This is a genomic window from Pseudomonas sp. SCA2728.1_7, from assembly GCF_018138145.1.
GTDB classification, from domain to species: Bacteria; Pseudomonadota; Gammaproteobacteria; order Pseudomonadales; family Pseudomonadaceae; genus Aquipseudomonas; species Aquipseudomonas koreensis_A.
Genome location: NZ_CP073104.1, coordinates 2454684 through 2467592, shown reverse-complemented (window position 1 = coordinate 2467592; position 12909 = coordinate 2454684). Strand labels below are relative to the sequence as shown.

Genomic DNA, 12909 nt, shown 5'->3' with positions numbered 1-12909 from the left:
TGTTGTGCTTGAGTGAAGCAGGCCTCAGGCGTGGCCGCGCAACCACTGGTCAATCATCGAGCGCAAATGCTCCCCGGAAAAACTGCCAAAGTGCCCGCCGTGCACCGTACGGATCGGCAACGCCTGCAAACGCCGCAGACTGGCGGCGTAATCCTCAAGATTGGAGTGGTAGGCGTCTTCGATGAGCGGCCCGTCGTAGATGATGTCGCCGCTGAACAGGGTTTGCGTCGCCGCCTCATACAGGCTGATCCCGCCCGGCGAATGCCCCGGCGTGTGCAGCACTTGCAGCGTGCGATTGCCCAGATCCAGTACATCGCCGTCCTCGACAAACCCGGTGGCCGGCGCGGCTTTGACCCGGTATTCGGCGTAGCACAACGGGCAATCCGGATGCGCTTCGAACATGTCATCGCCGACGAACGCGCGGCTCAAGTCGTTTTCGCCATCCGGCGCCGCAAGGATGTCCGCTTCGGCTGGATGCACCAGCCGTTCAGTAAATTCGTGATGCCCGGCGATATGGTCGAAATGGCAATGACTGGCCACCGCCACCAGCGGTCGCTCGGTGATCCATGGCAACTGCTCGCGCAGGCTCACCAGCCCCGAACCGCTGTCGAGCAACAGGTCTTTGTCGCGACCCTGAATGTGCCACAGGTTGCAGCGGTAGAACGGCCGGATATACGGTTCATGAATCAGCCGAATACCGTCACTCAAACTCTGCACTTCAAACCAATGATCACGCGATACGATCTTCATCAGCCATTTTCTCCAGACGTAAAAAAACGGGTGTGGCAACCGACGCCACACCCGTCGAAGAAAGCATCAAGTCGTTACATCAGAGCTTAGATCGCACTCGCCACCGTCGCCGGGCGAGGGGAGACCAGACTCACCACCACAAAACTCACCAGACCCACAGCCAGGCTGTAGTAGATCGGTGTGTTGGCATCCAGACCGTCCTTGAACATGAACAGCAGCGCCGTGGCAAAACCCAGACCCATGCTGGCGATGGCGCCGGCGGTGGTCGCGCGTTTCCAGAAGATCGCTCCCATCAGCGGGATCAGCATGCCGCCCACCAACAGGTTGTAGGCGAGGGTCAGGGCACTGATCACATCGTTCACCACCAGCGCGATACCCAGCACGACAATACCGGTGAGCAGGGTGAACAGGCGGTTGATGCCCAGGCTCGACGGTTTGCCGCCACGCAGTTTCGGCAGCAGGTCTTCAGTCAGAGTAGTGGCCGCGGCAAGGAGGCCGGCGCTGGCGGTGGACATCATCGCCGCCAGTGCAGCCGCGATCACCAGACCACGGATGCCGTCCGGCAGCGACAGTTTGACGATGGCGGCGAAGGCGTTGTTGACGTTGTCCAGATCCGGGATCAGCACGTGCGCGGCCATGCCGATCAGCGCGCAGGCCAGACCGTAGACGATGCAGTAGATGCCGGCGATGCTGCCGGCGTATTGCGCGACTTTGGCTGTCTTGACGGTGAATACCCGTTGCCAGATGTCCTGACCGATCAGGATGCCGAAGAAGTAGATCATGAAGTAGGTGATGATCGTGTCCCAGCCGATGGTGGTGAAGCTGAAGGCAGTTGCCGGCAGTTTCAGCACCAGTTCGTCCCAACCGCCGACGCGGTACAGGCAGATCGGCAACAGGATGAACATCAGGCCCACGGTCTTGATGATGAACTGGACGATGTCGGTCAGGGTCAGCGACCACATGCCGCCGATCGCCGAGTAGATCACCACCACGCCACCGCCAAGCAGTACCGAGATCCAGAACGGCAGGCCGAACAGCACTTGCAGCACGGTGCCGATGGCGAGGATCGAGGTCACGCCGATCATCAGCGCGTAGGCCAGCATGATTGCCGCGCTGGCCGAGCGGGCCATCGGGTTGTAGCGTTTTTCCAGGACCTGGGTAACGGTGTAGATCTTCAGTTTCAGCAGCGGTTTGGCGAGGAACAGGTTCAGCGCGACGATGCCGCAACCGAGTGCCGCACACAGCCAGAAACCGGAGATGCCATGCACGTAGCCCAGACGCACGGTGCCGACGGTGGACGCACCACCGAGCACGGTCGCGGCCATGGTGCCCATGTACAGGCTTGGGCCGAGGTTACGCCCGGCGACGAGAAAGTCCTCGTTGGTCTTGGCCTTGCGCATGCCGAAGTAGCCGAGCAAGAGCATGCCGGCGGCGTAGATGAGGACGACGAATAAATCCAAAGCCATGATGGCGTGTCTCCGATTGTCTTTTTTATGTTGAGGCTGAATTCGAATCTCACTGTGGGAGCGAGCCTGCTCGCGAAGGCGGTCTGTCAGTCACATCAATGTTGAATGTGCTGAAGTCTTCGCGAGCAGGCTCGCTCCCACAGGGGATCGGCGTCAGGCGGCCTGGCGCAGTTGAGGTTTTACTGCGGCTTCACGCCGGGCATCCTTCGGGCCGAACACTTCGCGCGGTTCCGGGAACAGGCTCAGCAGCGTCAGGTACACCACCGAAGCCAGGCCCAATGTCACCGGCAAACTGATGTCGATGCCGCCGGCCATTTCACCCAGCGGGCCAACGAACTGCCCCGGCAAATTGACGAAGCACAAACCCACCGCCGCGCTCGGGATCCATGCACCCAGACCGCGCCAGTTCCAGCCGTGGCTGAACCAGTAGCGTCCGCCCTGTTCGCCGCGCGTGAACACTTGCAGGTCATCCGGGCAATAGAAGCCGCGACGCACCAACAGACCAATGATCATGATCACCATCCACGGCGTGGTGCAGGTGATGATCAGCACCGCGAAGGTCGACACGCTCTGCACCAGGTTCGCGGCAAAACGGCCGATGAAGATGAAGGCAATCGACAGCACGCCGATCAGCAGCGTCGCCTTGACCCGCGACAGCACGCGGGGAAACACGCTGGACATGTCCAGCCCGGTGCCATACAGCGAGGTGGTGCCGGTGGACATGCCGCCGATTACCGCAATCAGGCATACCGGCAGGAAGAACCAGCTCGGCGACACCGCCAGCAAACCCCCGACATAGTTGTTCGCCGCGATGTAGTCCGGCGCCTTGATCGCGACGATGGTCGCGGTGCTCAGGCCGAACAGGAACGGGATGAACGTGGCGATCTGCGATAGCACCACCGCCGCCATGATGCGCTGCTTGGAGGTGTCACGCGGGATGTAGCGCGACCAGTCGCCGAGGAACGCGCCGAAGGAAATCGGGTTGCTCATCGCCACCAGCGCAGCGCCGATGAACGCGGCCCAGAAGCCTGGCTGACCGAGGCTCACCGTACCGGCGTAGTTCACATCGAAAGGACCGGCGAAGGCGAAGATGCCCAGCAGGAATAGCAGGCTGGCGCTCCACACCGCGATCTTGTTCACCCACAGCAAAAAGCGAAAGCCGTAGATGCACACGGTCAGCACCAGAATCGCGAACAGACCGTAGGCCAGGCCCAAAGTCAGGTCGGTTTCCGGCAGACCGATCAGGCGTTTTGCACCACCAATCAGCGCATCCCCCGAACTCCACACCGAGAGCGAGAAAAACGCGATAGCGGTCAACAGCGACAGGAACGAACCGACGATCCGCCCGTGCACGCCGAAGTGCGCACCGGATGACACGGCATTGTTGGTGCCGTTGAGCGGGCCGAACAGGCCCATCGGTGCGAGGATCAGCGAGCCAAGCAACACGCCCAGCACAATCGCCCAGACGCCGGCCTGAAAAGACAGGCCGAACAGCACCGGAAAACTGCCGAGCACGGCGGTGGCAAAGGTGTTCGAACCACCGAAGATCATCCGGAACAAGTCCGTCGGGCCTGCGCTGCGTTCGTGGTCCGGGATCTGTTCGACCCCGTGGGTTTCAATTTGCGTAAGGCTTTGGTCGTTGTTGTTGTTATTCATGATCTGCTCCGATCATAAAGGCGCGCCTCATCGTGCGTGAGGCGTCACCTGTTTGGCTAAGGGGATGGCAGCCCTTCCGGCATTGCGGACAAATGTTCGTGACAGGCCAGCCAATGGCCTTGTTGTTCTAGGCTCGACGCTTGTTTCCTGAAAACAATCGTCTCGCGCTCCTGGCTGAAGTGTTGCTCCCCTTGCATGCGCAGCTCGGTGGCCACGTCATGGATGAAAATCGCCACGTCACCCTGCAGGCTGACGAAGGCGTTGCTCGAAGTGCACGAGAGCACCTCGAAGCCATCCTCGGCGCGCCAGCTGTCCCACAAGGCCTGATAGGCATCGCGCGACAGCAGCGGCTGTTCGAGGGTGTAGAAGACGAAACTTGCATCGGCGCTGAACGCGCCGAAATAAGCTTCGCGATCGTTACGGGCGAAGGCGGATACCAGGTCGGCGGCCGCTTGCAAAACCTGATCACGTTCGTTCATGACCCGACCCTCAGCGATGGACCACACCAGGCAGTACGCAGAGCATTTCGTACAGCAGGTTGGCGGCCAGCAGCGAGGTGTTGCCGGTGGTGTCATAAGCGGGCGAGACTTCTACCAGATCGCAACCGATCAGGTCGAGGCCTTGGCAGCCGCGAATGATTTCAATCGCCTGAATGGTCGTCAGACCACCGATTTCCGGGGTGCCGGTGCCCGGTGCCCAGGCCGGATCGATGCCGTCGATGTCGAAGCTCAGATACACCGGACCGCCGCCGACTTTCTCGCGTACTTCGGCCATCAGTGGCGCCAGCGACTTGTGCCAGCACTCTTCGGCTTGCACCACGCGGAAGCCCTGATCACGGCTCCAGTTGAAGTCGTCAGCGGTGTAACCCTGCGCGCGCAGACCGATCTGCACCACGCGGTCGCAGTCCAGCAGACCTTCTTCGACAGCGCGACGGAACGTGGTGCCGTGGGCGATCTTCTCGCCGAACATGTGATCGTTGACGTCCGCGTGGGCATCGATGTGCACCAGACCGACCTTGCCATGCTTTTTATGGATCGCACGCAGGATCGGCAGGGTGATGGTGTGGTCGCCACCCAGGGTCATCGGGATCACGTTGTGCTCGAGAATGTTGTCGTAGGCTTCTTCGATGATGCGCACGGCGTCGAGCAGGTTGAAGGTGTTGATCGCCACGTCACCGATGTCGGCCACCGACAGCGAGTCGAACGGCGCCGCGCCGGTCGCCATGTTGTACGGGCGGATCATCACCGATTCGGTGCGGATGTCGCGTGGCCCGAAGCGGGTGCCGGGGCGCAGCGAAGTACCGATGTCCAGGGGCACGCCAACAAAGGCAGCGTCCAGGCCGGCAGCGGTCGGTACATGGGGGAGTCGGAGCATGGTGGCGATGCCGCCGAAGCGCGGCATTTCGTTGCCGCCCAGTGGTTGGTGAAGAATCTTGTCCACGGGTAAGGCCTCATCGTCTTTGTTTTATTTATGTCGGCGCGCCGTTGAGCACGGGGTCGGACGCCGCTGTGGGGCCGATGATGCGAAATGTAGTGCGGCGGAAGAATCGCTACGGGCAAAAACTTAGTTCAGATTTTTCTAAACTAATGGCGAGGCTGGGATTAGACTTCGGCGGGTTCAAGATTGTGATCGGCTGGGGATTGCTGCCCTCACCCCAGCCCTCTCCCCCAGGAGAGGGGGCCGATCTCCATTGCTTTTGAATCCTGAGTTCGACTCGATATCGCAGGTCGGCGTAAATCCTCATAACAGCTCGGTAGGCTCCCTCTCCCTCTCCCTCGGGGAGAGGGCTGGGGTGAGGGGCTTTTCCCACAGACACACAGTTGCAAAGCCCGGAGTAGACATGGCCAACGCTTTACCCGACCTGAAACTGTTGCGCATCTTCGTCAGCGTCGTGCGTCATCAGGGTTTCGCCAACGCCCAACAGGAACTCAACCTGTCGACCTCGGCGATCAGCACCTACATGAGCCAGCTCGAAGCCGCGCTCGGCCTGGTGTTGTGCCATCGCGGGCGCGGCGGCTTCAGCCTGACCAGCAAGGGTGAATTGTTCCATCAGGAAACCCTGCGCCTGCTCGCCGAACTCGAAGGTTTCGAGCAATACGCCGCCGCGCTCAAGGGCGAACTGCGCGGCACGCTCAACCTCGGTGTGATCGACTCCACCGTCAGTGACAAGGCCTTGCCCTTTGCCGAAGCCATCGGCGCCTACAGCCAGGAACACCCAGCGGTGCATTTGCATCTGTCGGTGATGAGCCCGTACGAGTTGCAACTCGGCGTGCAGGACAACCGCCTCGATCTGGCCATCGGTGCGTTTTCCACGCGCATGAGCGGTCTGATCTACATGCCGCTGTACCGCGAACAACACTGGTTGTATTGCAGTAGCCGGCATCCGTTGTTCAACGAGCGGCGCATTCCCGAGCAAGTCATTACCCAGCAACGCATGGTCGGGCGTGGTTACTGGAGTCAGGCCGAATTGGCCCGCCACGGCTTTAAACACAGCGCCGCCACCGTGGAAAGTATGGAAGCGCAGCTGATTCTGGTGCTGTCCGGTGCCTACATCGGTTACTTGCCAGAACACTACGCTCAGGCCTGGGCCGACAAGGGTGACCTGCGCGTGCTGCTGCCGGCGACCTTCGGTTATCAGGCGCCGTTTTCGATGATCATGCGTCGGGGTCGTAGCCGTGAACCGCTGATCCAGACCTTCCGTGATTTGCTCAAAGCTCAGCTCAATCAGGCTTAGCTTGTAGGGAAAAGAAGTATGTCCAGACCGCAATGCCCGCGCTGCCTGCGCCCCCAGAGCCATTGCCTGTGCCCGCTGATCCCGAGCCTCGACAGCCGCACGCGAGTGTTGCTGTTGCAGCATCCGAGTGAGGTCAATCATGCGTTGAATACTGCTCGATTGGCGGCGTTGGGACTGACCAATGCCGAGCTGATTGTTGGTGAAGTATTCGAGGATTTACCGGCGCTGTTGAACCGGCCGGGCTATCGGGTACGTCTGTTGTTTCCCGCCGATGATGCGCAGCCGATGCAGGCTTATGGCGAGTCCGATGAACCACTGTTGCTGGTCGTTCCGGATGGCACCTGGCGCAAGGCGCGCAAGATGTTGCACCTCAATCCTCTGTTGGCGGCTTTGCCACGGGTGACGTTGGCCGAAGGTGGCGTGTCGCGCTATCGCTTGCGCAAGGCACCGGGACCGGGGGCGTTGTCGACCATCGAGGCGATTGCGCAGGCGTTGCAGACGCTGGAACCGTCGGCGTCATTTGAACCGTTGCTCAAGCCGTTCGAGGCGTTGATCGAGGGGCAGATTGCGGCGATGGGGGAGGAGACGTTTCAGCGTAATCATGGCGATAGATAAGTGTTGTTTGGACTGGCGCCATCGCGAGCAGGCTCACTCCTACAGGGGAATGCATTCCAAAGGTAGGAGTGAGCCTGCTCGCGATAGCAATTGTTCAGTCAACGCAGGTTACAGCGAGATTTACCGTTCGCGCATCGCCTCGGTCCGGGCTTTCAGCACCGGTTTCAGCAAGTAATCCAGAACACTTTTCTCCCCGGTAATAATGTCCACCGTCGCCACCATCCCCGGAATAATCAACAGCGGTTTCACATCCCCGCCCAAGTGGTTTTTATCAGTGCGCACCTGAATCAGATAAAAGCTGTTGCCCTTGTCATCGGTAATCGTGTCGGCACCGATCAGCTCAAGCTTGGCGCTCAGCCCACCATAAATCGTGTAGTCATAAGCACTGAACTTGACCATGGCTTTCTGGCCCGGATGCAGGAACGCGACATCCTGTGGGCGCACTTTGGCTTCGATCAGCAGGTTGTCTTCCAGCGGCACGATTTCGACCATGTCGCTGCCCGGCTGGACCACGCCGCCGATGGTGTTGACCTTCAATTGCTTGATCACCCCGTGCACCGGTGAGGTCACGGTGGTGCGGGTGACGCGGTCGTCGATGGCGATGCTGGTGGCGGTGATTTTCGACAGGTCGGTGCGTTTCTCATTCAGCTCTTTCGCCGCTTCCGAACGGAAGGTTTGTTCCGACTCGTCGATCTTGCTGCGGATCTCGGCAATCGCCGATTCGGCGCGCGGGATGGCCAGCGTCGTGGCGTTCAATGAACCGCGGATTTCCACTGCGCTGCGCTTGAGGCGAAGGATTTCCACCGGGGATACCGCACCGGTTTTCACCAGCGGTTCGGACATGTTCATTTCTTGCTGCAGCAGCGCCAGACTGGAACTGAACTGGCCTTGCTTGGAGCGAAACTCGGCGAGTTCCTGAGTCTTCTGCCGCAGTTGTTCGCTGAGCGTGCGCTGCTCGCTGGCCAGCCGGCGCTGACGTTGCTCGTATAGCGAACGTTCGTCTTCGGCGACTTGCGGCGCTTTGGCGATGACTTCATCGGAGAGCTTGAACGGCCGGCCCTCGGCCTCCGCCGACAGCCGTTCGACCTGCGCCGTCAACGCATAGCGATCCGCCTCGCTCTCGCCCTTGTTCGAGCGAAAGCGTGTGTCATCCAGACGCAGCAGGGTATCGCCCTTGTTCACCATCTGCCCTTCACGAAAGAAAATCTCGGTGACGATGCCGCCCTCAAGGTTCTGGATCACCTGAATCTTGCTCGAAGGAATCGCCTTGCCTTCGCCCATGGTCACTTCTTCGAGCACGGCGAACTTGGCCCAGACCACCGCGCTGATCAGCAGCGCCGCCGCCAGCCATACGGTGATCCGCGACCAGCGCGGCGAATCCTGCAAGGAAGCGCCGGCGGTTTCCGGCATGAATTCGGCTTCGGCGCTTTTGCCGAAACTGTCGAAGTAGCCGCGATCTTTGCTATCGGAGGAAGCAGACATGGGGCAACTCCTAGACCGCCGCCGAGCCGACACGGCCCTTGCGCAGTGCATCGATGACCGCTTCTTTCGGGCCGTCAGCGACGACCCGGCCGTTATCCAGCACCAGCAACCGGTCCACCAGGCTCAGCATCGAGGTGCGGTGGGTGACCAGCAGCAGCGTCTTGCCTTGCACCCAGCCGTGCAGCTTCTGCCGCAGCAAGTCCTCGCTGCTGTTGTCCATGGCGCTGGTGGGTTCGTCGAGCAGCATGATCGGCGGGTCGAGCAATAACGAGCGCGCCAGCAACACCGCCTGACGTTGGCCGCCGGAAAGCAATTGTCCGCGTTCGCCCACGGGCCGGTCGAAACCTTGCGGATGCTGACGAGCGAGTTCGGTAACGCCGGTCAGCTCCGCCACTTCGAGCATGCGTGAGTCGCTGATGTAGCGTGCGCCAAGGGTCAGGTTGTCGCGCAAACTGCCGGCCAGCAGCGGCAAGTCGTGGGCGACATAACCGATCTGCTGGCGCAGGTCGGCGACATCGAGTTGGCGCAGGTCGAGGCCGTCGAGCAACAGCTGGCCTTCCTCGGGTTCATAAAAGCCCATGACCAATCGCGCCAAGGTGCTTTTGCCCGAACCGCTACGACCGATGATGCCGACCCGCTCACCGGGTTTCAGGCTGAAGCTGACATTGCTCAGCGCCGGCGCATTCTGGCCGTTGTAATGAAAGGTCACGCCGCTGACGTCCAGCGCACCTTGCAGTTGAGTGCGCTCCAGCGGCCGCTGTTTGCCGTCACGCTCTTGTGGCAGGGCCATTAGTGCATCGGTGCTTTTCATGGTCAGTTGCGCTTGCTGATAGCGGGTGATCAGCCCTGCAATCTGCCCCAGCGGCGCGAGCACGCGGCTGCCGAGCATGTAACTGGCGACCAGCGCACCGACGCTGAGGTTGCCGGCGATGATGCTGTAAACCCCGGCGACAATCGTCGCCATCCCCGAGAATTGTTGAATGAACAACGTGCCGTTGGTGGCCAGTGCCGACAGGTTGCGTGCGTGGCTGTCGAGGCGGGTGAGGGCGCCGTGGGTGCTTTCCCATTTGTGCTGGCGCTCGCTTTCGGCGCTGCAAGCCTTGAGAGTTTCCAGGCCACCGAGGGTTTCAATCAGCACCGCTTGGCGTTCGGCGCCGAGGCTCAGGCTCTTTTGCACGGTGTCCCGCAGGCGCACCTGAATGATCATCGCGAAGACGATGGTGATCGGAAACGCCAGCAGTGGAATCACCACCAGCCAGCCGCCGAGCAGGCCGATCACCACCAGCATCAGCACCACGAAGGGCAGGTCGATCAGGCTGGTCAGCGTCACTGCCGTGAGAAATTCACGCAAGCCCTGAAAGTCATGAATGCTCTGGGCGAAACCGCCGATGGTCGCTGGCCGCGCCTTCATCGACATGCCGGTGATGCGTTCGAACAAAGTCGCGGAAAGGATCACATCGGTTTTCTTGCCGGCGGTGTCGAGCAGGTGCGCACGCACCACCCGCAAGACCAGTTCGAAACCGGTGCCGATCAACAGTCCGATCGACAGCACCCACAGGGTCGACGTCGCCTGATTCGGCACCACGCGGTCGTAGGTCTGCATGACGAACAACGGCACCATCAGGCCTAAAAGGTTGATCAGGAAACTGGCGAGAATCGCATCGCTATACAACCATTTCGACAGCTTCAGGGTGTCGCGAAACCACGCATGCACCCGTGGCACCAGTGGTGATCGCAGGTCTTCGAGTTCATGGCGCGGACGGGCGAACAAGGCCTGGCCGCTGTAGTGTTCAGTGAGTTCGTCGCGGCTGATCCATTGCTCACCGCCATCGGCTTCGCTGGGCAGGATCAGCGCTTTGCCGTCGTCACCGAAGCGCCGTAAAACAGCAGTGCGACCGTCGTTGAGCAGCAGCAGAATCGGCAGGTTCAGCGGTGAGATGTCTTTCAGCTCACGGCGCAGAACCCGCGCCTGTAACCCGGCGCGGGCAGCGGCGCGCGGCAGCAAGTCGAGGCTCAGGCGTTGTTTGTTCAGCGGCAGCCCGGCACTCAGGCTGGCGCGACTGACCGTTGCGCTATGCAGTTTGCAAAGGATCAACAGACCGTCGAGTAACGGATCATCGAAGCTCAGCCGCGGATCGATCCCGGTGTGGCCGGGTTCCATGCTGGTCATATTGATCGCTCCCGTGAAACGGTGGCACTGGCTACATAAAACTGAACGGAACGCTTGATCGTCTATCACCCCAATCACGTGTAGGAGCTGCCGCAGGCTGCGATCTTTTGATCTTGATCGTAAAAAACAACGTCAAAAGATCGCAGCCTGCGGCAGCTCCTACAGGGAGTTGGTTATTTCAGCTCGGGCAAGCGCGCTTCGTTTTTGACCTCAGTCGCAGCGATCGCATCGGCTGGCAGCACCACCCGTTGTTTGCTCAACAACTGGCCCATGTTCGCCAGCACGCGGTACATCGAATACTCCTCGGTGTAGCGGATTTCGGTGTAGCGACGGTTGGCGTTGTACAGCTCGTTTTCACTGTCGAGCAAGTCGAGCAGGGTCCGTTGGCCGAGGCCGAACTGATCCTGATACGCGGCACGCACGCGTTTGGTGGTTTCGGCGTATTCACGGGCGGTCGGGGTCTGCTTCTTCGCGTTGACCATAGCGTTCCAGGCCAGACGGATGTTCTCGTTGAGCTGGCGCAGGGCGTTGTTGCGGATGTCCATTGCCTGGTTGATCTGGTGCGCATCGGAGGCCAGGCGCGCCTTGTCGCTGCCGCCGCGGAACAGGTTGTAGTTCATCACCACCCCCACACGCCATTCGTTGTCGTGGCCTTCATCGCCCTGCACATTGTTGTTCGCACCGACGGCCGCTTCCGCGTCGAAGCGTGGATAGAACGGCGACTTGGCGACTTCGTACTGGCTCTCGGCCGATTGCACGTCAGCCTGGGCGGACTTCAGATACGGGTTGTTGTCGACCATGCTCTGTTGGGCTTCACGCAATTCGGTCGGCAGTTCGCCGCGGGTCGAGGCCGGGGTTTCCAGCTCATCGGGCATGCGCCCGACCACGCTGTAGAAGTTGGCTTCGGCGTCGGCCAGATCGACTTCGGCGGTGTCGAGGTTGTTTTGCGCCAAGGCCTTACGGGCTACCGATTGGTCGGAGTCAGCGGTGCTGCCGACGCCACGCTCGGTGCGCAGGCCGATCTGGTCGTTGACGCGCAAGTGCGCCTGCAGGTTGTTCTTGGCCAGAGTCACCAGCTCGCGACGTTTGAGCACTTCGAGGTAGACCTCGATGGTGCGCAGGGCCAGATCCTGAGCGGTGCCTTGCGCGTAGTATGCGCGTGAATTGGACACGCCTTTGGTGCGCTCGACTTCGTTGGCGGTGTTGAAGCCGTCGAACAGCATTTGTCGCAGGCGCAGCTCCGACTGGGTGTAATTGAGGATTTCGGTGTGGTGATTACCGAAGGCCCGGGTGTTGGTGTTATCGCTGTAGCCACGGCCATACGCGGCGTTCAAATCGACGGACGGATAGAAGCCGCCCTTGGCCACTTTGACTTGTTCATCAGCGGACAGGCGCGCGTCCACGCGCGAGGCCAGTTCCGGGTGAGTGGCGATGGTGCTTTGAATGGCCTCGGTGAGGTTCATGGCCTGGGCTTGGGAAGTGCAAGCCATGGCCAGCAAAACCGCGCTGCAGAGGGGGGTTAGAACGCGCATGGGTGCATCTCCCTGAGTCCTGATGGTGTGTTACTGTCGCCAAATATTTGACGATATTTTTAGGTGCAAGCGTTTCACTCTTGTAACAACAGAGCTAAGAACATCCTGAAGCGTAGCTAAGAAAAAATTTTCATAAGGCTTATGCCGAAAAAAACTTATGCGCTTTGCAAAAACCGGCACATTGTTCAGCATGAAAGCCTTTGTTTTATGCGCTTTAGGGAGCGCAAAAAGGCTTGAGGAAAGTTCCACTCACTTTGCGACATACGGCGAAGTACTGCTGAAGGGGAGGGACGCGTAGCGGCTGACGAGCGACAGTTTTTTGTCACTCGAGTGATTCACCACCGTTACGTAGCGTTAGTGGGCGTATTGCTTTGATCAGGATGCGGAAGTGCTTGATAGCACTGATGTTTCCGAAAGAAGCTACCTGCGAAACGAACTGTTGAAGGTGCGAGCGTCGCCTCCAACAACCCGATTGAGCCATGGGCTGCTTCGCTTACCAGTGCC

10 protein-coding genes are annotated in these 12909 nt (G+C 60.2%); 2 read left to right on the top strand and 8 right to left on the bottom strand.

The window, feature by feature from the left end:
- Positions 1-24: 24 nt before the first annotated feature.
- The 5 genes from KBP52_RS10905 to speB form a co-directional block, all read right to left on the bottom strand.
- On the bottom strand, positions 25-750 hold the full coding sequence (locus KBP52_RS10905; protein ID WP_212622732.1) for an MBL fold metallo-hydrolase: 726 nt from the start codon (positions 748-750) through the stop codon (positions 25-27).
- A gap of 86 nt (positions 751-836) precedes the next feature.
- The gene (locus KBP52_RS10900) at positions 837-2216 is read right to left on the bottom strand and encodes a sodium:solute symporter (RefSeq protein WP_141128952.1); all 1380 of its coding nucleotides are present in this window, start codon (positions 2214-2216) and stop codon (positions 837-839) included.
- A gap of 153 nt (positions 2217-2369) precedes the next feature.
- The gene (locus KBP52_RS10895; RefSeq protein ID WP_077571593.1) at positions 2370-3872 is read right to left on the bottom strand and encodes a cytosine permease; all 1503 of its coding nucleotides are present in this window, start codon (positions 3870-3872) and stop codon (positions 2370-2372) included.
- 56 nt (positions 3873-3928) lie between these two features.
- Positions 3929-4351 (bottom strand): nuclear transport factor 2 family protein, encoded by a 423-nt coding sequence (locus tag KBP52_RS10890; RefSeq protein WP_077571594.1) that lies wholly within the window; start codon positions 4349-4351, stop codon positions 3929-3931.
- 10 nt (positions 4352-4361) lie between these two features.
- Positions 4362-5312, bottom strand: a complete 951-nt coding sequence (speB, locus tag KBP52_RS10885; protein WP_039761035.1) for an agmatinase — start codon at positions 5310-5312, stop codon at positions 4362-4364.
- A gap of 400 nt (positions 5313-5712) precedes the next feature.
- Here speB and KBP52_RS10880 point away from each other — a divergent pair, with 400 nt between their 5' ends.
- Positions 5713-6606 carry a LysR family transcriptional regulator gene (locus KBP52_RS10880; RefSeq protein WP_007914510.1) on the top strand — a complete coding sequence of 298 codons (894 nt, stop codon included), beginning with the start codon at positions 5713-5715 and terminating at the stop codon, positions 6604-6606.
- An 18-nt stretch (positions 6607-6624) separates the two neighbouring features.
- Positions 6625-7221, top strand: coding sequence for a DTW domain-containing protein (locus tag KBP52_RS10875; protein ID WP_212622731.1), 597 nt, complete (start codon positions 6625-6627; stop codon positions 7219-7221).
- Positions 7222-7341: 120 nt separating this feature from the next.
- Here the strand turns inward: KBP52_RS10875 and KBP52_RS10870 are convergent, their stop codons facing one another.
- The 3 genes from KBP52_RS10870 to KBP52_RS10860 all read right to left on the bottom strand — a co-directional run bounded on the left by KBP52_RS10870 (position 7342) and on the right by KBP52_RS10860 (position 12405).
- Positions 7342-8703 carry an HlyD family type I secretion periplasmic adaptor subunit gene (locus KBP52_RS10870; protein WP_137218687.1) on the bottom strand — a complete coding sequence of 454 codons (1362 nt, stop codon included), beginning with the start codon at positions 8701-8703 and terminating at the stop codon, positions 7342-7344.
- A 10-nt stretch (positions 8704-8713) separates the two neighbouring features.
- Positions 8714-10873 (bottom strand): type I secretion system permease/ATPase, encoded by a 2160-nt coding sequence (locus KBP52_RS10865; RefSeq protein WP_212622730.1) that lies wholly within the window; start codon positions 10871-10873, stop codon positions 8714-8716.
- Positions 10874-11046: 173 nt separating this feature from the next.
- Entirely contained in the window at positions 11047-12405 is a 1359-nt protein-coding gene (locus KBP52_RS10860; RefSeq protein ID WP_077571597.1) for a TolC family outer membrane protein, read from the bottom strand.
- Between the last annotated feature and the right edge of the window lie 504 nt (positions 12406-12909).